Annotated in this window: 16 protein-coding genes and 1 rRNA gene; 13 read left to right on the top strand and 4 right to left on the bottom strand. The window is 72.2% G+C overall.

Going from position 1 to position 20,115, the window contains the following annotated elements; translation table 11 throughout:
• The first annotated feature begins 72 nt into the window (after positions 1-72).
• Together rrf and FBY22_RS44600 are read left to right on the top strand one after the other, a co-directional pair.
• Positions 73-189: ribosomal RNA gene (gene rrf, locus FBY22_RS29675) — 5S ribosomal RNA — on the top strand.
• A 1,318-nt stretch (positions 190-1,507) separates the two neighbouring features.
• The gene (locus FBY22_RS44600) at positions 1,508-2,269 is read left to right on the top strand and encodes a tetratricopeptide repeat protein (protein ID WP_222127839.1); all 762 of its coding nucleotides are present in this window, start codon (positions 1,508-1,510) and stop codon (positions 2,267-2,269) included.
• 46 nt (positions 2,270-2,315) lie between these two features.
• On the opposite strand, the gene FBY22_RS29665 is transcribed toward FBY22_RS44600, so the two are convergent.
• The gene (locus tag FBY22_RS29665) at positions 2,316-3,608 is read right to left on the bottom strand and encodes a DUF1015 domain-containing protein (RefSeq protein ID WP_142151047.1); all 1,293 of its coding nucleotides are present in this window, start codon (positions 3,606-3,608) and stop codon (positions 2,316-2,318) included.
• A 72-nt stretch (positions 3,609-3,680) separates the two neighbouring features.
• On the opposite strand from FBY22_RS29665, the gene FBY22_RS29660 reads away from it, so the two are divergent.
• The 4 genes from FBY22_RS29660 to FBY22_RS29645 all read left to right on the top strand — a co-directional run bounded on the left by FBY22_RS29660 (position 3,681) and on the right by FBY22_RS29645 (position 7,710).
• Positions 3,681-4,709, top strand: coding sequence for an HAD hydrolase-like protein (locus FBY22_RS29660; RefSeq protein ID WP_142151046.1), 1,029 nt, complete (start codon positions 3,681-3,683; stop codon positions 4,707-4,709).
• Between the two features lie 75 nt (positions 4,710-4,784).
• Positions 4,785-5,828, top strand: a complete 1,044-nt coding sequence (locus FBY22_RS29655) for an iron ABC transporter permease (protein ID WP_142151045.1) — start codon at positions 4,785-4,787, stop codon at positions 5,826-5,828.
• A gap of 11 nt (positions 5,829-5,839) precedes the next feature.
• Positions 5,840-6,862 (top strand): FecCD family ABC transporter permease, encoded by a 1,023-nt coding sequence (locus FBY22_RS29650; protein ID WP_399212039.1) that lies wholly within the window; start codon positions 5,840-5,842, stop codon positions 6,860-6,862.
• Positions 6,859-7,710, top strand: a complete 852-nt coding sequence (locus FBY22_RS29645) for an ABC transporter ATP-binding protein (RefSeq protein WP_174267293.1) — start codon at positions 6,859-6,861, stop codon at positions 7,708-7,710. The genes FBY22_RS29650 and FBY22_RS29645 overlap by 4 nt, the downstream gene beginning before the upstream one ends.
• Here the strand turns inward: FBY22_RS29645 and FBY22_RS29640 are convergent.
• Positions 7,694-8,041 (bottom strand): SCP2 sterol-binding domain-containing protein, encoded by a 348-nt coding sequence (locus tag FBY22_RS29640; RefSeq protein WP_142151042.1) that lies wholly within the window; start codon positions 8,039-8,041, stop codon positions 7,694-7,696. The genes FBY22_RS29645 and FBY22_RS29640 overlap by 17 nt on opposite strands.
• A 42-nt stretch (positions 8,042-8,083) precedes the next feature.
• Between FBY22_RS29640 and FBY22_RS29635 the strand changes: the two genes are divergently transcribed.
• From FBY22_RS29635 to FBY22_RS29615, 5 genes are all read left to right on the top strand, one after another.
• Positions 8,084-8,395 carry a hypothetical protein gene (locus FBY22_RS29635; protein WP_142151041.1) on the top strand — a complete coding sequence of 104 codons (312 nt, stop codon included), beginning with the start codon at positions 8,084-8,086 and terminating at the stop codon, positions 8,393-8,395.
• A 7-nt stretch (positions 8,396-8,402) separates the two neighbouring features.
• Positions 8,403-9,218 (top strand): TlyA family RNA methyltransferase, encoded by an 816-nt coding sequence (locus tag FBY22_RS29630; protein ID WP_142151040.1) that lies wholly within the window; start codon positions 8,403-8,405, stop codon positions 9,216-9,218.
• On the top strand, positions 9,215-10,120 hold the full coding sequence (locus FBY22_RS29625) for an NAD kinase (protein ID WP_058926191.1): 906 nt from the start codon (positions 9,215-9,217) through the stop codon (positions 10,118-10,120). Before FBY22_RS29630 ends, FBY22_RS29625 begins: the two co-directional genes overlap by 4 nt.
• 180 nt (positions 10,121-10,300) lie before the next feature.
• Positions 10,301-12,019: a DNA repair protein RecN gene (recN, locus tag FBY22_RS29620; RefSeq protein ID WP_142152559.1), complete on the top strand. Its 1,719-nt coding sequence runs from the start codon at positions 10,301-10,303 to the stop codon at positions 12,017-12,019.
• A 295-nt stretch (positions 12,020-12,314) separates the two neighbouring features.
• Positions 12,315-13,451: a glycosyltransferase family 4 protein gene (locus FBY22_RS29615; protein ID WP_142151039.1), complete on the top strand. Its 1,137-nt coding sequence runs from the start codon at positions 12,315-12,317 to the stop codon at positions 13,449-13,451.
• Positions 13,452-13,472: 21 nt separating this feature from the next.
• Here FBY22_RS29615 and FBY22_RS29610 read toward each other — a convergent pair whose 3' ends face one another.
• Both FBY22_RS29610 and FBY22_RS29605 read right to left on the bottom strand, forming a co-directional pair.
• Complete coding sequence (locus tag FBY22_RS29610) at positions 13,473-15,116, bottom strand: PucR family transcriptional regulator (RefSeq protein ID WP_142151038.1); 1,644 nt, start codon at positions 15,114-15,116, stop codon at positions 13,473-13,475.
• Between the two features lie 162 nt (positions 15,117-15,278).
• Complete coding sequence (locus tag FBY22_RS29605; protein ID WP_142152558.1) at positions 15,279-17,081, bottom strand: glycoside hydrolase family 15 protein; 1,803 nt, start codon at positions 17,079-17,081, stop codon at positions 15,279-15,281.
• Positions 17,082-17,544: 463 nt separating this feature from the next.
• Here FBY22_RS29605 and FBY22_RS29600 point away from each other — a divergent pair, with 463 nt between their 5' ends.
• Positions 17,545-19,233: a CTP synthase gene (locus FBY22_RS29600; protein ID WP_142152557.1), complete on the top strand. Its 1,689-nt coding sequence runs from the start codon at positions 17,545-17,547 to the stop codon at positions 19,231-19,233.
• Positions 19,234-19,320: 87 nt separating this feature from the next.
• A complete protein-coding gene (locus FBY22_RS29595) occupies positions 19,321-19,947 on the top strand; it encodes an NUDIX hydrolase (protein WP_142151037.1) in 627 nt (208 codons plus the stop codon).
• Positions 19,948-20,115 lie beyond the last annotated feature (168 nt).

The raw sequence follows: 20,115 nt of genomic DNA, 5'->3' as shown, positions 1-20,115 counted from the left end.
CAACGACCGTTGCCGGTACAGAGCAGAACGCATAACAGAAAAGTGTGCTTGTTCGCTCGAAACCATTAGGGTTTCGGTGGTTATAGCGTGAGGGAAACGCCCGGTTACATTTCGAACCCGGAAGCTAAGCCTTACAGCGCCGATGGTACTGCAGGGGGGACCCTGTGGGAGAGTAGGACGCCGCCGAACAATCTTTGGAAGGACCCCTGGTCCCAGCGTTCAGCTGGGACCAGGGGTCTTTTCGTTTTTACAATGTTTGCGGTACCGAAGACAGGAGTCACCCATGTCCACCAACTCTCCCGACGACCGACCGGAGCGCGACCAGCGGCGACGGGACAGTGGCGACCGGGGCGGCCGTGGTGGTTACCGCGGCGGCTCCGACCGCGGTGACCGTGGTGGCTCCGACCGTGGTGGCTTCCGCCGTGACGACAGCCGTGGCGGCGGGTACGCCCGGCGCGACGACCGACGCGGCGACGACCGCGGTGAGCGTCGTGACAGTGACCGTGGCGGTTTCCGCCGCGATGACAACCGTGGTGGCGGGTACGGCCGGCGTGATGATCGTCGTGACGACCGTGATCGTGGTTCCCGTCCCGCGTTCCAGCGTGACGACCGTGACCGTGGGCCGCGCCGGGACGACCGGGGCGACCGTCCGGCCTTCCGCCGCGATGACCGGCGCGACGACCGCGGTGGCTTCCGTCGTGACGACAACCGTGGTGGCGACAACCGCCGTGACGACAACCGTGGTGGCGGCTACGGCCGACGTGACGACCGACGCGGCGACGACCGCGGCGGGTTCCGCCGGGACGACCGGGGCGACCGTCCGGCCTTCCGCCGCGATGACCGGCGCGACGACCGCCGCGACGACCGTGGTGGCTTCCGTCGGGACGACAACCGTGGTGGCGGGTACGGCCAGCGTGATGATCGTCGTGACGACCGTGATCGTGGTTCCCGTCCCGCGTTCCAGCGTGACGACCGTGACCGCGGGCCGCGCCGGGACGACCGGGACGACCGTCCGGCCTTCCGCCGGGACGACCGCGGTGACCGTCCGGCCTTCCGCCGGGACGACCGCGGTGACCGTCCGGCCTTCCGCCGGGACGACCGCGGTGACCGTCCGGCCTTCCGCCGGGACGACCGCGGTGACCGTCCGGCCTTCCGCCGGGACGACCGCGGTGACCGTCCGGCCTTCCGCCGGGACGACCGGCGTGATGACCGCCGTGACGACCGTGGCGAGCGCAGGGACGGCGACCGCGGCGGGTACGGCCGGCGCGACGACAACCGCGGTGACCGCGGTGGGTTCCGTGGCCGTGACGACCGCGGCAGCCGGCCCGGTGGCTTCCGTGGCCGGGACGACCGTAGGGACGACCGCGGTGGGCGCCCCGGTGGCTTCCGCGGCCGCGACGACCGCCGTGACGACCGGGGGGCCGACCGCCGTGACGACCGCCGTGGTGGCGGGCGTTTCCGCGACGAGCGGGACCGGGACCGTGGGGACAGGGAGCCCATCAAGCGGCTGCCGATCCCCGAGGACGTCACCGGCGATGAGATCGACAAGGACGTACGCCAGGAGCTGCAGAGCCTGCCGAAGACGCTCGCCGAGGACGTCGCCAAGAACCTGGTGATGGTCGCCAGGCTCATCGACGAGGACCCCGAGGGCGCGTACGGCTACTCCAAGGTGGCCCTGCGGCTGGCGTCGCGCGTGGCCGCCGTACGAGAGGCGGCCGGATTCGCGGCGTACGCGAACCAGAAGTACTCCGAGGCGCTCGCCGAGTTCCGGGCCGCTCGGCGGATGACCGGCAGTGCGGAGCTGTGGCCCGTCATGGCCGACTGCGAGCGTGGGCTCGGGCGGCCCGAGAAGGCGCTGGACATGGCCGGGGCGCCCGAGGTGCACAAGCTCGACAAGGCGGGGCAGGTCGAGATGCGGCTCGTCGCGGCCGGCGCCCGGCGTGACATGGGTCAGCTCGACGCGGCCATCGTGACGCTGCAGAGCCCGGAGCTCGCCTCCAACTCCGTCCAGCCGTGGACCGCGAGGCTCAGGTACGCCTACGCCGACGCGCTGCTCGCCGCCGGCCGTGAGGGCGAGGCACGCGAGTGGTTCGCGAAGACCGTCGAGGCCGACCGGGACGGCAGCACGGACGCTTCGGACCGGCTCGCTGAGCTGGACGGTGTCGAGTTCGTCGATGCCTTCGACGACAGCGACGACAGTGACGACAGCGGCGACCCGGACGAGGGTGCCGCGGAGCGCGTCGAGGTCGACGAGGACGACAAGGACTGACCTGTGCGAAGGGGCGGGACCGCTGCGGTCCCGCCCCTTTCGCGTATCAGGGCTCCAGCGCGCGCAGCACCAGGCCCGAGGCGGGTTTCGGGCCGAACGACGTCGACTTGCGGGGCATCGTGACGCCCTGCCGGGCCAGGTCGCGGACGACCTCCTCGCGGACGGGATGCATCAGTACCGCCGTACCGCCGTCGTGTTCCGCCTTGGCGACCGTCGCCGCCGTGTCGTGGATGTAGGCGATGTGGGCCGGCGAGTCCTCCGGGATGCGCCACACATGGTCGAGGAGAGTGGCGTGCAGGACCGTGGCGTCGAGCGTGCGCCAGGCCGCGGGACGGTCGGCGGGGATCGTGCGGGCCAGGAGGTCCGCGTCCGGGTGGTCCAGCAGGTGGAAGGCGCCGTCGCCGGCCAGGAGGAAGGCGTTGCCCGCGCAGGCGGCGTCGGCGAGTACCTCCAGCGCCTCGGCCAGCGGTACGTCGAGCCGTCGTACCCGGAACAGGCCTTCCACGGCGGTCAGCGCGTCCGCGACCGGGAGGGCGTGCAGGAGGCGGTGGATGGCGCGGACGCGCAGCGGGTAGCGGGCGGTGTCGACCAGGAGGACCAGGCCGTAGTCCCAGGGGCTGGGGGAGGGGTGCTCCGCGCGTAGACGGCGGTAGGTCGCCCAGCGGTGGTGGCCGTCGGCGATCAGGGCCTGGTGCCGGGCCAGTTCTGACTGGATGCCGGTCACGTCGGACGGGTCGGTGACCGACCACAGACGGTGGTTGTAGCCGTCCTCGGTGGTGGTGGACAGCAGCGGGGGCTTGCCGGCGAGGCGTTCCACCACCTCGGCCGTGGTGGCCGTCGAGCCGTTGCCGCGGTAGGTCAGGAGCAGGGGCTCCAGGTTCGCGGAGGTGGCGCGCATCAGGGCCGCGCGGTCGGCGACCACGTGCGGCATGACGTCCTCGTGCGGCAGGACCACGCCCTCCGCGGGATCCGAGACGCGCAGGGCGCCGATGATGCCGCGCTGCAGCATGCCGTCGGCGTGCCGCTGTTCGTAGACGTACAGGCCCGGTTCGGGGTCGGTGGTCAGGACGCCCTCGGCCTGCCAGCGGCGCAGGGTGTCCGACGCCTGTTCGTTGCGGTCGGTGGGGGTGGGGGCCTGCGGGAGGATCAGCCGGACGATGTTGTAGGGGTCGGAGTCCTGGAGGTGGTGCAGGCCGTCGGGTCGTACGACGACGTCGTACGGCGGGGACGTCACGGCGGAGAGGCTGCCGACCCGGTCGGGGTCGTAGCGAAGGCCTCGGAACGGGATGAGTTCCAGGCCTCGGCGCGCCGTTGCTTCCGAGTGACCTGCTGTGTTCATCCCGGCATCGTACGTGTGTCGGTGGCATGAGGGATGATCGGGGGAAAGCCGTCGAACGAGGAGCGATGCGGAATGAGCCAGAGCGTCAGGACGAGTCCCGCGGGCAGTGAGCGGGCCCTGAGCGAGGCGTACGACACGGCGCTGCTCGACCTGGACGGTGTGGTGTACGCGGGCGGCAACGCCATTGTGCACGCGGTCGAGTCGCTGGCGACCGCTCGCGACGGCGGGATGCATCTCGCCTACGTCACCAACAACGCGCTGCGGACCCCGGACTCGGTGGCCGCCCACTTGACCGAGTTGGGGATACCGACGGGCGCCGACGACGTCATCACCTCCGCGCAGGCGGTGGCGCGGCTGATCAGCGAGCAGATGCCGGCGGGAGCGCGGGTGCTGGTGATCGGTGGGGAGGGCCTGCGGGTCGCGTTGCGGGAGCGCGGGCTGGAGCCCGTCGAGTCGGCGGACGACGATCCGGCGGCGGTCGTGCAGGGGTACGGCGGCCCCGAGTTGCCGTGGGGACGGTTCGCCGAGGCCGCCTACGCCGTCGCGCGCGGACTGCCCTGGTACGCCTCCAACACCGACCTGACGATTCCGAGCGCCCGCGGGATCGCGCCGGGCAACGGCGCGGCGGTGGAGGTCGTGCGCATCGCGACCGGCGCCGAACCGCAGGTGGCGGGCAAGCCGTTGCCCCCCATGCACCGGGAGACCATCCTGCGGACCGGCGCCGAGCGGCCGCTGGTGGTCGGGGACCGGCTGGACACGGACATCGAGGGGGCGTTCAACGGCGAGGTCGACTCGCTGCTCGTCCTGACCGGCGTCACCGACGGCGCCCAGCTCCTGGCCGCGCCGCCGCAGCACCGGCCGACGTATGTCGACGCCGATCTGCGCGGGCTGCTGACGGGCCAGCCGGAGGTAGGGGAGGCGGACGGCGGCTTCCGGTGCGGGGGTTGGACCGCTGTCGCCGGTGAGGAGCGGCTCGAACTGGACGGAGCGGGCGAGGCGCTGGACGGGCTGCGGGCGCTGTGCGCGGCGGCCTGGACGGCGGCCGGGGACGGTGTCTGCGAACTGGACTCGGGGAAGGCGCTGGCGCGGCTGGGGTTCTGAGCACCGGCAGCACCGGGAAGCACCCGGAAGCACCGGGAATCGATCGGCGATGCGAGGGTAGGCTAACCTAACCTCGTGTTGGTCGACAGTCCCCCCGAACAGCGCGCGGAGACCGCCCCCGCGCCCCCAACCCGCCGGGCGATACGTGCCTTTGGGCTCCTGGCCGCCGTCCTGGTCCTGCTGCTCGTCGCCTTGGCGAGCATCGCGATCGGGGCGAAAGGGCTGTCCGTGGGGCAGGTGTGGCACGGCCTGTTCCAGGACACCGGGACCTACGGGGACGTGGTCGTCGACGAGCGGCTCTCGCGCACCGTCCTCGGACTGCTCGCCGGAGCCGCGCTCGGCCTGTCCGGGGCCGTGCTCCAGGCGCTCACCCGCAATCCGCTGGCCGACCCCGGGCTGCTCGGCATCAACGCCGGCGCGTCGGCCGCGGTCGTCACGGCGATCACCTACCTCGGTGTCACCAGCCTCAGCGGCTATGTGTGGTTCGCGTTCCTCGGGGCCGCGGCGGTCGGGGCGCTCGTCTGGTTCCTGGGCGGCAGCCGGGGTGCCACACCGGTGCGGCTCGCGCTCGCCGGCACCGCGATCAGCGCCGCGCTCTACGGCTATCTGCAGGCCGTGATGATCACCGACCAGGCGGCGCTGGGCAAGATGCGTTTCTGGACGGTGGGTTCGCTGTCCTCGGCGACCGACTCGACGATCGCGCAGGTGCTGCCGTTCTTCGTGACCGGCACGCTGCTCGCCCTCGGCCTCGCCCGGCCCCTGAACGCCGTGGCCATGGGCGACGACACCGCCAGGGCCCTCGGCGCCGACCTCAACCGCACGCGGGCGCTGTCCATGCTGGCGGCGACCGTGCTGTGCGGGGCGGCGACGGCCGCGTGCGGGCCGATCGCGTTCGTCGGGCTGATGGTCCCGCACGCCGTACGGTCCTTCACCGGCCCCGACCTGCGCTGGATCCTGCCGTACGCGACGATCCTGTCGCCCGGGCTGCTGCTCGGCGCCGATGTCGTCGGCCGGGTCGTCGCCCGCCCCGCGGAGCTCCAGGTCGGCATCATCACCGCCCTCGTCGGCGGGCCGGTCTTCATCTTTCTGGTACGACGGCGGAGGACGGCCCAGCTGTGAGGAACCACCGTGTGCTCAGGGCCCCGGGCGGGCTCTCCCTGCGCCTGGACGTCCGTGCCGTCACCGTCGTCGTCCTGCTGCTGCTCGCCGCGCTCGCCGCGAGCGTGGTGCTCATCGGCACCGGCGACTTCCCGATCCCCGCCGGCGACGTGGTGCGGACACTGCTCGGCGGCGGCAACGCGGGCCAGGAGTTCATCGTCAACGAGCTGCGGCTGCCACGGGTCCTGGTCGGACTGCTGGTCGGCGCCTCGCTCGGCCTCGGCGGGGCCCTGTTCCAGGCCGTCACCCGCAACCCGCTGGGCAGTCCGGACGTGCTCGGCCTCGGGCAGGGCGCGACGGCCGGGGCCCTGGTGATGATCGTGCTGTTCTCCGGCAGCGCGGCCCAGGTCACCCTCGGCGCGCTCGTGGGCGGACTGGCGACCGGCCTCGCCATCTACCTGCTCGCCTGGAAGCGGGGAGTGCACGGCTACCGACTGGTCCTGGTCGGAATCGGCGTCTCCGCAATCGTCACCGCGGTCAACGGCTATCTGCTCACCGTCTCCGACATCGTCGACGCCGCCCGCGCGCTCGTCTGGATGACCGGATCCCTCAACGGCCGTGACTGGGAGCAGGTCTGGCCGCTCCTCGGGGTGTGCGCCGTCCTCGTGCCGCTCGTCCTCGCGGGCGGACGCGGCCTGCGGATGATGGAGATGGGCGACGACGTCGCAGGCGCCCTCGGAGTGCGTGTGGAGCGCGTGCGGGCGCTGCTGATGGTGGCCGCCGTCCTGCTCGTCGCCACGGCGACGGCGGCGGCCGGCCCGGTCGGCTTCGTCTCGCTCACCGCCCCGCAGCTCGCCCGCCGCCTCACCTGCTCGCCGGGCCCCAACCTGCTGCCGTCCCTGTGCATGGGCGCCGCCCTGCTGGTCACCGCCGACTGGGCCTCCCAGCGGGCCTTCGGCGCCGACCAGCTGCCCGTCGGCGTGGTCACCGGTGTCCTCGGCGGCGCCTACCTGCTGTGGCTGCTGGTCGCGGAGCGCCGGGCGGGCCGGATATGAGCGGCCCGCAGAACACGTACACCCCAAGGAGCACAGTGAACCGCCTGTCCGCCGAGGACGTCACCCTCGCCTACGACCAGCGGGTCATCGCCGAGCAGCTCTCGGTGGAGATCCCCGACAACTCCTTCACCGTGATCGTCGGCCCGAACGCGTGCGGCAAGTCCACGCTGCTGCGGGCACTGTCGAGGATGCTGAAGCCGAACCGGGGCCGGGTGCTGCTCGACGGGCACGTCATCCAGTCGATGCCCGCGAAGAAGGTCGCGCGGACCCTGGGGCTGCTGCCGCAGTCGTCGGTCGCGCCCGACGGCATCACCGTCGGCGACCTCGTCGGCCGCGGCCGGTACCCGCACCAGGGCCTGCTGCGCCAGTGGTCGGCCGAGGACGAGCGGGTCGTGCGGGAGTCCATGGCGCGTACGGGCGTCGCCGAACTCGCCGACCGGTACGTGGACGAGCTGTCCGGCGGTCAGCGGCAGCGCGTGTGGATCGCCATGGCACTCGCCCAGCAGACACCGCTGCTGCTGCTCGACGAGCCGACCACCTACCTCGACATCCAGCACCAGATCGACGTCCTCGACCTGTGCGCCGAACTGCACGAGGAACAGGGGCGGACGCTGGTCGCCGTGCTCCACGACCTCAACCACGCCGCCCGCTACGCCACCCATCTGATCGCGCTCAGGGGCGGCCGCGTCGTCGCCGAGGGCGCGCCGAACGACATCGTCACGGCCGGGCTGGTCGAGGAGGTCTTCGGGCTGCGCTGCCAGGTCATCGACGACCCGGAGACGGGGACCCCGCTGGTCGTGCCGGCGGCGCGGAAGGCGCGCGCGTCGGTGGCTACAGAAGCTTCCTGAGACGGAACAGGTCGACCAGGCTCGCCTCCAGCTTCACCCGGCCCGAACCCCAGGCGCGCGCGAAGTTCAGCTCACCGTCCACCAGGGCCACCAGGTCGTCGCCGGCCATCGAGAGCCTGATCTGCGCCTTCTCCCGCGGCTGTCCGTGCAGGACCTCGTCGACGGCGATCCGGCCGCCGGTCATCCGGCCGACGAAGGTCACGTCCAGATCGGTGATCCGGCAGCTCACCGAGCGGTCCAGGGCGGCGGCCGCGCGGACGTCGCCCTCGGCGCCCCGCATGTTGTCCGAGAGCTTCTCGAGTGCGGTACGGCACTCCTCGATCGTTGCCATCGCGATCGACGGTACCCCAGCGCTTCGATGTAGCGTCTGGGCATGAGCGACTCTGTGCCCGAGGCCGTACCGGAACAGGAGCGGCCCGAGGTCGAACCGGAGTACGACCCCGCCGCCCCCGCCCCGCTGGACGTGCCCCGCACCCCCACCGGCAACGCCGAGGTCGACGCCCAGCTGGAGCGGCTCGGCGACGCCGACCACCTCGCCACCGACGGGCACGTCGAGGTGTACGAGGATGTACATCGGGGGCTGCGCGACGCGCTCACCGCGCTCGACGCGCGCCCGGGACCCCCGGCGCCCTCGCCGTCGTACGACACGAGGGCGCCCTCACCCTCGTATGGCAACAGGAGCTGAACCGAACGTGGCAGGAGTCGCACGTCGCCGTCTGGACGCGGAGCTGGTCCGCCGTAAGCTCGCGCGCTCGCGTGAGCACGCGAGTCAGCTGATCGCGGCCGGGCGGGTCACCGTCGGCAAGACCGTCGCGACCAAGCCGGCCACCCAGGTGGAGACCGCGGCGGCGATCGTCGTCTCCACCGACGACGGCGATCCCGACTACGTCTCCCGGGGCGGGCACAAGCTCGCGGGTGCCCTGGAGGCCTTCGTGCCGCAGGGGCTCGTGGTGAAGGGGCGGCGGGCGCTGGACGCCGGCGCCTCCACCGGCGGGTTCACGGACGTGCTGCTGCGCTCGGGGGCCGCGCACGTCGTCGCCGTGGACGTCGGTTACGGCCAACTCGCCTGGACTCTGCAGAGCGATGAACGCGTCACCGTCAAGGACCGTACGAACGTACGCGAGTTGACGCTTGAAGCGATCGATGGGGAACCTGTGGATCTTGTCGTGGGCGATCTGTCCTTCATCCCGCTGGGGCTGGTGCTGCCGGCCCTCGTGCGGTGTGTGAAGCCGGACGCCGACCTGGTGATGATGGTCAAGCCGCAGTTCGAGGTGGGCAAGGAACGGCTGGGCAGCGGGGGAGTCGTGCGGAGTCCGCAACTGCGGGCGGAGGCCGTGCGCGGAGTGGCCCACAAGGCGTGGGAACTCGGGCTGGGGGTGCGGGGTGTCACCGCCAGTCCGCTGCCCGGGCCGTCCGGGAACGTCGAGTACTTTCTGTGGCTGCGGGCCGGAGCAGCCGAACTGGACCCGGCCGATGTCGACCGAGCAGTGGCGGAGGGGCCGCGTTGAGTCAGAACCGAGCTCGTACTGTTTTCCTCCTCGCCCACACGGGCCGGCCGGCGGCCATCCGCAGTGCCGAGCTGGTGGTGAAGGGCCTGCTGCGCGAGGGCATCGGCGTGCGTGTGCTGGAGTACGAGGCCGCCGACCTGCCGCTGCCGGACGAGGTGCAGCTGGTCAAGGAGGCGACTCCGCAGTGCCTCGACGGGTGCGAGCTGCTGATCGTGCTCGGCGGGGACGGGACGCTGCTGCGCGGCGCCGAGTTCGCCCGCGCGTCCGGCGTGCCGATGCTCGGCGTCAACCTCGGGCGGGTCGGCTTCCTCGCCGAGGCCGAGCGGGACGACCTCGACAAGGTTGTCGACCGGGTCGTGACCAAGGCCTACGAGGTCGAGGAGCGGATGACCGTCGATGTCGTCGTTCACCAGAACGGGGACATCGTGCACACCGACTGGGCGCTGAACGAGGCGGCCGTGCAGAAGGCCGGCGCCGAGAAGCTCCTGGAAGTCGTGCTGGAGATCGACGGGCGGCCCGTCACGGGCTTCGGCTGCGACGGGATCGTGCTGTCCACCCCGACCGGGTCGACCGCCTACGCGTTCTCCGCGGGCGGCCCCGTGGTGTGGCCCGAGGTGGAGGCACTGCTGATGGTGCCGATCAGCGCGCACGCCCTGTTCGCCAAGCCCCTGGTGACCTCGCCGGACTCGGTGCTGGCGGTGGAGGTGCTGCCGCACATCCCGCCGGGGGTCCTGTGGTGTGACGGGCGGCGGACGGTGGAGCTGCCACCGGGGGCCAGGGTGGAGGTGCGGCGGGGGGCCGTGCCGGTGCGGCTCGCGCGGTTGCATCACGCGTCGTTCACGGATCGGCTGGTGGCGAAGTTCGCGCTGCCGGTGTCGGGGTGGCGGGGGGCTCCGCACTAGGGTTCGGGGGGCGCGGGACCGTCTCCGGGTGCGGGTTGTCCGTGGCTTGTCGCGCCCACGCGGCGGAGCCGCATGCCGAAACGGTCCCGCGCCCCGTCAGGGCCTTGCACTCGCCCGGGTGACAGGGTGCCTCGCACATCCCCGCCCTTACCTCGTAAGGTCTTCATCGTGCTGGAAGAGATGCGGATACGGTCGCTCGGCGTCATTGATGACGCGGTCGTCGAGCTGTCGCCCGGGTTCACCGCTGTCACCGGTGAGACGGGTGCGGGCAAGACCATGGTGGTCACCAGCCTCGGGCTCCTCCTGGGCGGGCGCGCCGACGCGGCGCTCGTGCGGATCGGGGCCGACAAGGCCGTGGTCGAGGGGCGGATCTCGGTGGCCGCGGGTGCCGCGGCCGTCGTGCGGGCCGAGGAGGCCGGGGCCGAGCTGGACGACGGGGCGCTGCTGATCAGCCGCACCGTCTCGGCCGAGGGGCGGTCACGGGCCCATGTGGGCGGGCGGAGCGTGCCCGTCGGGCTGCTCGCCGACCTCGCCGACGACCTCGTGGCCGTGCACGGGCAGACCGATCAGCAGGGGCTGCTGAAGCTGTCCCGGCAGCGGCAGGCGCTGGACCGGTACGCGGGCGATGCGGTCGCCGGGCCGCTCGCCAAGTACGGCGAGGCCTACCGGCGGTTGCGGGCCGTCTCGGTCGAGCTGGAGGAGATCGTCACACGCGCGCGTGAGCGGGCCCAGGAGGCCGACATGCTGCGCTACGGGCTCGAGGAGATCGCCGGGGTCGAGCCGCGGGCCGGGGAGGACGTCGAGCTGGCCGAGGAGGCGGAGCGGCTCGGGCACGCCGAGGCGCTGTCGTCGGCCGCCACGGCCGCTCACGCCGCCCTGGCCGGAAATCCGGAGGACCCCGAGGGCATCGATGCCGCGACCCTCGTCGCGGGCGCCCAGCGGGCGCTGGACGCCGTGCGGTCGCACGACCCGGCGCTGTCCGCGCTCGCCGACCGGATCGGGGAGATCGGCATCCTGCTGGGCGATGTGGCGGGCGAACTGGCGGGCTACGCCGACGACCTGGACGCCGATCCGCTGCGGCTGGCGGCCGTCGAGGAACGGCGGGCCGCGCTCACCGCACTGACCCGGAAGTACGGCGAGGACGTCAACTCCGTTCTGGCGTGGGCCGAGCGCAGTGCCACACGGCTGACCGAGCTGGAGGGCGACGACGAGCGGATCGGCGAACTGACCGCCGAGCGGGACGCCCTGCGGGCCGAACTGGGCGGGCTCGCCCAGGCCTTGACCGACGCGCGGGCGGAGGCCGCCGAACGGTTCGCGGCCGCCGTGACGGCCGAGCTGGCCTCGCTCGCGATGCCGCACGCGCGCGTGTCCTTCGAACTGCGGCAGACCGAGGATCCCGAGGGCGTGGAGGTCGGCGGGCGCACCGTCGCCTACGGGCCGTCCGGCGTCGACGAGGTCGAGCTGCTGCTCGCCCCGCACCCGGGGGCGCCGCCGCGGCCCATCGCCAAGGGCGCCTCCGGCGGTGAGCTCTCGCGCGTGATGCTTGCCGTCGAGGTCGTGTTCGCGGGGACCGACCCCGTGCCGACGTATCTGTTCGACGAGGTCGACGCCGGTGTCGGCGGCAAGGCGGCCGTCGAGATCGGGCGGCGCCTCGCCCGGCTGGCGAAGAGCGCCCAGGTCGTGGTCGTGACCCACCTTCCGCAGGTCGCCGCCTTCGCCGACCGGCAGTTGCTGGTGGAGAAGACCAACGACGGTTCCGTGACCCGCTCCGGCGTCAAGGTCCTCGAAGGGGAGGACCGCGTACGGGAGTTGTCCCGGATGCTGGCCGGTCAGGAGGACTCGGAGACCGCTCGGGCACACGCCGAGGAGCTGCTGGCCACGGCCCGCGCCGACGTCTAGCGCCCGACCGCGGAGGTGACGGGACGGCCCGTCACCTCCGCGGTCCCGCACGATCCGCCCGCCGGTATCCACGGTTCCTTCACCGGCCCACCCGGAACCACCCCGTCCTCACTCGTGTGGGTGACCCCACCCCGGTTTCCGCCCGTTCTCAGGCATTTTCGCGTTGCCGGAACACCCGTACGTGCTGGCATCCTTGGCGTAGAGCGTGGAGGAAACCGCGCGGTCCACCCCCTCCGCCCGGTCCTTCTGTACCTTCTTCGTGACCGCCCGACGCCGAACCAGGAGCCCCGGCCGCGTGAGCCCCGTCAGCAGCCATCCGCCGCACGGCCAGTCGTCGCTGCGCACCGTGCAGGTGCTGGGCGGCGGCAACGCCGGCAGCAGCGCGCATGTGCGTTCGCTGGCCTCCGGGCTCGTCGCGAGGGGCGTACGGGTGACGGTGTGCGCCCCCGCCGAGGCCGACCGCCTCTACGACTTCACCGGCGCGGGCGCCGAGCACGTGCACGTGCCGCGCAGCAGCGATCCGGCGTCCGTGGCCGTGCTGCGGGAGGCGTGCCGCACCGCCGACCTGGTGCACGCGCACGGGCTGCACGCCTCCTTCCGCGCGGTGCTCGCGCTCGGCGGACGGCGCACCCCGCTCGTCGTCACGTGGCACAACCGGGCGCACGCCGAAGGCGCCCGGGCCCATCTGCTGCGCCTGCTGGAGCGGCGCGTGGTGAAGGCCGCCACGGTGGTTCTGGGGACCACCTCCGACCTCGTCGACCGGGCCCGCGGCTCCGGCGCCCGGGACGCGCGGCTGGCCGCAGTGGCCCTGCCCGTGCCGTCCCGGTCGGCGGAGCAGGACGACCCGGAGCGCACCGGCTCCAAGCTCCGGGCCGAACTCGGCGCGACCGGAAGGCCGTTGCTGGTGGCCGTCGGCTCGCTGGAGCGGCAGCGTGGCTACCGCACCCTCCTGGACGCCGTGCACGCGTGGCGGCGCCTGGACCCCGTGCCGCTCGTCGTGATCGCCGGAGAGGGCCCGCTGCGCGGTGTGCTGCAGCGCCGTATCGAGGACGAGGAACTGCCCGTCCGGCTCATCGGGCGTCGCGACGACGTCGGCGACCTGCTCGCCGCGGCCGACCTCGCGCTGCTGCCCAGCAGCTGGGAGTCGCGGTCCGTGTTCGCCCAGGCGGCCCTGCACGCGCGCGTGCCGCTCGTCGCGACCCGCGTGGGCGGCATCCCCGAACTCGTCGGCGAAGCGGCCGAACTGGTCCCGTACGGCGACGCGAAGGCCCTCGCCGACGCCGTGACCGCCCTCCTCGCCGACCCCGCGCGGTGCGAGCTGCTCAAGGACAACGGCACCCGGCAGGCGGCCACCTGGCCGACCGAGGACGAGACGGTCGCCCAAGTCCTCAGCGTCTACGACGAGTTGACCCAGCCCCGGCCGCTCCTCTAGGCCCCTGTCCGGGCGCGGTCCTCAGGGCACGTGCCGGCGGGCCCGCAGGGCCAGGCTCAATGCCAGTACCGTCTGCGGGTCGTCGAGGTCGGTGCCGAGCAACTCGCCGATCCTGGCGAGGCGGTTGTAGAGGGTCTGGCGGTTGAGGTGGAGTTCACGGGCCGTCTCCGCCTTGCGGCCGGCGTGCGCCAGATACGTCTGCAGGGTGGGCAGCAGGGGCGGCTTCGAACGGTTGTCGTGGTCGCGCAGGGGGCCGATGGCGCGGTCCACGAACGCCGCCAGATCGGGATGGTCGCGCAGCCGCCACAGCAGCAGGTCGATGTCGAGGCGGCGGGCGTCGTACCAGGGCCGGTCCGTCAGCCCCTGCGCCGCCGTGGCCGTCTCCGCCGCATGCCGCAGCCCCGCCGAGGCCGCTGCCCAGCCGCCCGCGACGCCGACCACCACCACCGGCGGCTGCGCCCCCGGCCGCCGCATGCCCGCGCGCTCCACGCCCGCCCGCAGCGCCGCCGCCACCCGGTCCGCCACCGCGGACCGCTCCGACTCCGACCGCAGGCCCAGCAGCACCAGGACACGGCCCTCGACGGGCCGTACGCCCAGCAGCACCGGAACCCCGACCGAGGCCAGCTCCTCGGACACCGCGCGCGCCAGCACCGCCCAGCCCCCGCCCGGCGACAGCGTGTCGCCCAGCCGCATCACGACCGGCAGCAGCGGGCTGTTGCCTGGCTTGAAGCCCAGCACGCGCGCCTGCGCGGGCGCGTCCTCGGCGGTGATACGGCCCTCGGCGAGGTCGGTCAGGAAGTCGCCGCGGCCCCGCGCCGCGAGCTCCTCCTCCTGGCGGGCCTGCATCAGCACGACCGCCAGGATGCCCGCCGCACGCTCCGCCGCCATCCGGTGCACCGCCGCCAGCGGAGCCCGTACCGGAAGCAGCACCAGCCGGGCCCGTACGGAACCCGTCCCCGGCCCGCCCCCGGGCACGTCCACCAGCACCGAGCCCGACGGCGGCGGGGCGTCCTTGTGCTGGCCGCGCAGCCCCTCCCACACCTGCAGCGGATCCGCGCCCTCGGGGCCCTCCCCGGCGGCGTACAGCAGCTGGCCGTCCGGTGTCTCCAGGAACACCGGGTTGCCGCCGAAGTCCGCCAGGATGCCCAGCACCTGCGGCACCCCGCCACCGCCCAGGAGCGCCTCGGTGCAGCGCCGGTGTACCTCCTCGGCCCGCTGCAGCCGCGCGTAGTGGCCGTTGACGATCTCGGTGTGGATCTCCTCCGTCACCGCGACGAACGGCACCTCACGGTGCAGCTGCACCAGCGGCAGGCCCATCGCGCGTGCCGTGTCCACGAGCGTGGCGGGCAGCCTGGTGAACCGGGGGCCGAGTTCCACCACGAGGGCCGCGATGCCCCGCTCGGCCAGGGTGCGCACGAACGCCCGCTGGTCGGCGGGGCGGGTGCCGAGCCCGTAGCCCGTGGTCAGCAGCAGCTCGCCGCCCTTGAGCAGCGAGGCGATGTTGGGCACCTCGCCGGCGTGCACCCAGCGCACGGTCCGCCGCAGCCGGTCGGCGCCCGCCACGACCTCGGGCAGACCGCTGCGCAGTCCGGGCAGCTCCAGCGCCCGCTGCACGGTGATCCCGCCGCCCTGGGTGTCGAATCCGCTGTCCATGCCGCTGTCCATGGCCCGGACGCTACCTGCGCGGACGCTGTCGGGACAGCTCAGGCCGCGCCCCGAAGGGGCGCGGGGCTGCGTTCGATGTGCGGCTCCGCCGCGTGGGCGCGACCAGACACGACGGCGCCCGCAGACGACCGACGGCGCATCGCGGCACTCCCAGCGGAGCGCTCAGCCCCCGTAGGCTCCCGAGGCCGTCAGGCGCAGGGCCGTGTCGATGAGCGGGACGTGGCTGAAGGCCTGCGGGAAGTTGCCGACCTGGCGCTTGAGACGCGGGTCCCACTCCTCGGCGAGCAGGCCGAGGTCGTTGCGCAGCGAGAGGAGCTTCTCGAAGAGCTTGCGTGCCTCGTCCACCCGGCCGATCATCGCGAGGTCGTCCGCCATCCAGAACGAGCAGGCCAGGAAGGCGCCCTCGTCGCCGGGCAGGCCGTCGACGCCCTCGCTGTCGCCCTCGGTCGGGTAGCGCAGGATGAAGCCGTCCGGGGTGGACAGCTCTCGCTGGATCGCCTCGATCGTGCCGATCACCCGCTTGTCGTCGGGCGGCAGGAAGCCCATCTGCGGGATGAGCAGCAGCGACGCGTCCAGCTCCTTCGAGCCGTACGACTGCGTGAAGGTGTTGCGCTCCTTGTCGTAACCCTTCTCGCACACGTCCCGGTGGATCTCGTCGCGCAGTTCCTTCCACCGCTCCAGCGGGCCGTCGGCGTCGCCGGACTCGATGAGCTTGATGGTGCGGTCGACGGCGACCCACGCCATGACCTTGGAGTGCACGAAGTGGCGGCGCGGGCCGCGCACCTCCCAGATGCCCTCGTCCGGCTCGTCCCAGTGCTGCTCCAGGTAGCGGATCAGCTTCAGCTGGAGCAGGGAGGCGTAGTCGCTGCGGGCCAGGCCGGTCATGTGGCCCAGGTGCAGGGCCTCGGTGACCTCGCCGTAGACGTCGAGCTGGAGCTGGTGGGCGGCGCCGTTGCCGACGCGCACCGGCGCCGAGTTCTCGTAGCCCGGCAGCCAGTCCAGCTCCGCCTCGCCGAGCTCGCGCTCGCCCGCGATGCCGTACATGATCTGCAGGTTCTCGGGGTCGCCGGCGACCGCGCGCAGCAGCCACTCGCGCCAGGCGCGGGCCTCCTCGCGGTAGCCGGTGCGCAGCAGCGAGGACAGGGTGATGGCCGCGTCGCGCAGCCACGTGTAGCGGTAGTCCCAGTTGCGGACGCCGCCGATGTCCTCCGGCAGGGAGGTCGTCGGCGCGGCGACGATGCCGCCCGTCGGCGCGTACGTAAGAGCCTTCAGCGTGATGAGGGAGCGGATCACCGCCTCGCGGTACGGGCCGTGGTACGTGCAGTGCTCGACCCACTCCCGCCAGAAGTCCTCCGTCGCCTCCAGAGAGGTCTCAGGTTCCGGCAGCGGCGGGGGCTCCTTGTGCGAGGGCTGCCAGGAGATCGTGAAGGCGATGCGGTCACCGGGGGCGACGGTGAAGTCCGAGTACGTGGTCAGCGACTTGCCGTAGGTCTCGCACTCGGTGTCGTACCAGACCGAGTCCGGGCCGGCCACGGCGACCGTGCGGCCCTCGTGCTTGTGCACCCACGGCACGACCCGGCCGTAGGAGAAACGCATGCGCAGGGCCGAGCGCATGGGCACGCGGCCCGAGATGCCCTCGACGATGCGGATCAGCTGGGGGGCGCCGTCACGGGGCGGCATGAAATCCGTCACTCGGACCGTGCCGCGCGGGGTGTCCCACTCGGATTCCAGGATCAGCGAGTCGCCGCGGTAGCTCCGCCGGGCCGCCGTGGGGGGCTCGGCGTCGGAGGCGTGGGCGGGGCCCAGACGCCAGAATCCGTGCTCCTCGGTGCCCAGCAGGCCGGCGAAGATGGCATGCGAGTCGAAGCGTGGCAGGCACAGCCAGTCCACCGTGCCGTCCCGGCAGACCAGGGCAGCGGTCTGCATGTCTCCGATGAGTGCGTAGTCTTCGATGCGCCCGGCCACGTGCAACTCCAGTCGAACGGCCACGTCACCCCCAGCAGGGGGCTGTCGCTATTGCGGTCAAGGGGTCGTTGTAATGCGTCGTTGAGCGGTGAAGCAAAGCAGTCGTGCCTGCCGTGTGGCAAAACGACAATTCATGCTCAACGATCTGACGAGCTCTCGTTGTTCCGGTGATTACAGGCGGGGGTGGTGCCGTGTACCCGGCCGGGCTCGGCAGCGAGTGTCCGAGCAGGATACGACGCACGTAGATGATCTGTGTGCCGCTCCGGGCAACCCACGTCGGCCGAACGGGTGAGCAACGAGGGGGAAACAGTTGAAAGCGTGTGCGTCCGTGGCGGCCCGTGTGCGGAGCGTGCCCGGAAGCCATCGGCTGCCTTCGCTGATACCCTGGTAGCCCGTGGACCGGTGGGCGAGAGAACCCCGGAACCGCACCCCAAACCGCGACCACGGGAGCCCCCTCTTGGCCATGCCGCCCGCTGCTTTTCGAAACAGCACAGCTTCGACGACCAAGCACATCTTCGTCACCGGGGGTGTCGCCTCCTCGCTGGGCAAGGGCCTCACCGCCTCCAGCCTGGGCATGCTGCTCAAGGCCCGGGGCCTGCGCGTGGTCATGCAGAAGCTCGACCCGTATCTGAACGTGGACCCCGGCACGATGAACCCCTTCCAGCACGGTGAGGTGTTCGTCACCAACGACGGGGCCGAGACCGACCTGGACATCGGCCACTACGAGCGTTTCCTCGACCGCGACCTGGACGGCTCGGCCAACGTGACCACCGGTCAGGTGTACTCGACGGTGATCGCCAAGGAGCGGCGCGGCGAGTACCTGGGCGACACCGTGCAGGTCATCCCGCACATCACCAACGAGATCAAGCACCGCATCCGCCGCATGGCGACGGACGAGGTCGACGTCGTGATCACCGAGGTCGGCGGCACGGTCGGTGACATCGAGTCGCTGCCGTTCCTGGAGACCGTCCGCCAGGTGCGCCACGAGGTCGGTCGTGACAACGTCTTCGTCGTCCACATCTCCCTCCTGCCCTACATCGGCCCGTCGGGAGAGCTGAAGACGAAGCCGACCCAGCACTCGGTTGCGGCCCTTCGGAACATCGGTATCCAGCCGGACGCGATCGTGCTGCGCTGCGACCGCGAGGTGCCCACCGCGATCAAGCGGAAGATCTCGCTGATGTGTGATGTCGACGAGGCAGCGGTGGTCGCCTGCCCCGACGCGCGCTCCATCTACGACATCCCGAAGACCGTGCACGGCGAGGGCCTGGACGCCTACGTCGTCCGCAAGCTGGACCTGCCGTTCCGCGACGTGGACTGGACGACCTGGGACGACCTGCTCGACCGCGTCCACAACCCCGACCACGAGATCACCCTGGCCCTGGTCGGCAAGTACATCGACCTGCCCGACGCCTACCTCTCGGTCACCGAGGCGCTGCGCGCCGGCGGCTTCGCCAACCGGGCCCGCGTCAAGATCAAGTGGGTCACCTCCGACGACTGCAAGACCCCGGCCGGCGCCAAGGCGCAGCTGGAGGACGTCGACGGCATCTGCATCCCCGGCGGCTTCGGCGACCGTGGTGTGCTCGGCAAGGTCGGCGCGATCAAGTACGCCCGCGAGAACAAGATCCCGCTGCTCGGCCTCTGCCTGGGCCTGCAGTGCATCGTGATCGAGGCCGCCCGCCACCTGGCCGACATCCCGGACGCCAACTCCACCGAGTTCGACTCGGCCACCGCCCACCCGGTCATCTCCACCATGGCCGAGCAGCTGGACATCGTCGCCGGCGAGGGCGACATGGGCGGAACGATGCGCCTGGGCATGTACCCGGCCAAGCTGGCCGAGGGCTCCATCGTGCGCGAGGTGTACGACGGCAAGGAGTACGTCGAGGAACGGCACCGCCACCGCTACGAGGTCAACAACGCCTACCGCGCGGAGCTGGAGAAGAAGGCGGGCATCCTGTTCTCCGGCACCTCGCCGGACGGCAAGCTCGTGGAGTACGTGGAGTACCCCCGCGAGGTGCACCCCTACCTGGTCGCCACCCAGGCGCACCCCGAGCTCCGCTCGCGCCCGACCCGCCCGCACCCGCTCTTCGCGGGCCTGGTGAAGGCGGCCGTCGAGCGTCAGCGGGCCGAGAGCGCGCAGGCGAATTCGGACTGACACAACAGTTGTACGGTGGCCGGGGCGCCCGCATTCAAAAGGTGGGCGTCCCGGCCGCTTCTTTTTGCACATGGGGAAGGACAGGGCATGACCATCAAGGACACCCCCGAGGAGTGGGAGATCCGGGCGACGGAGACCCCGTTCACGGGCAACAAGACCTCCGTCCGCACGGACGAGGTCGTCATGCCCGACGGCTCGGTCGTCCGCCGCGACTACCAGGTCCACCCCGGCTCGGTCGCCGTCCTCGCCCTCGACGACACCGGGCGCGTCGTGGTCATCCGCCAGTACCGCCACCCCGTCCGGCAGAAGCTCTGGGAGATCCCGGCCGGCCTGCTCGACGTCCCCGGCGAGAACCCGCTGCACGCCGCCCAGCGCGAGCTGTACGAGGAGGCCCACGTCAAGGCCGAGGACTGGCGGGTGCTGACCGACGTCTACACCACCCCCGGCGGCTGCGACGAGGCCGTGCGCATCTTCCTGGCGCGCGACCTGTCCGAGGCGGACGGGGAGCGCTTCGAGGTCGAGCACGAGGAGATCGACCTGGAGTACGAGCGCGTGCCCGTCGACGAGCTCGTGCGGGGCGTCCTCGCGGGCGAACTGCACAACAACTGCCTCGTCGTGGGCGTCCTTTCGCTCGTCGCCGCGCAGCACGGCGAGGGTCTGGACGCGCTGCGCCCGGCGGAGGCGCCGTGGCCCGCGCGTCCGTTCGAGGCCTGAAGCCACCCGTGCCGTCAGGATCGGTTCCGGTGTGACCATCTGCTGATCCGATCGGGGGACCTGCCCGCCGCGCTCCACCTGGACCGTTGCAGAGCGTGAACTAGGCTCTGTTACCGCCCGGACCGGAGTCCCGGCGGGCTTTTGCGTGTGGTGGGACGGGAGTGTGCC

It is taken from the genome of Streptomyces sp. SLBN-31 (genome assembly GCF_006715395.1).
In the GTDB taxonomy this organism is placed as follows: Bacteria; Actinomycetota; Actinomycetes; order Streptomycetales; family Streptomycetaceae; genus Streptomyces.
This window is presented reverse-complemented; position numbering and strand designations above follow the sequence as displayed.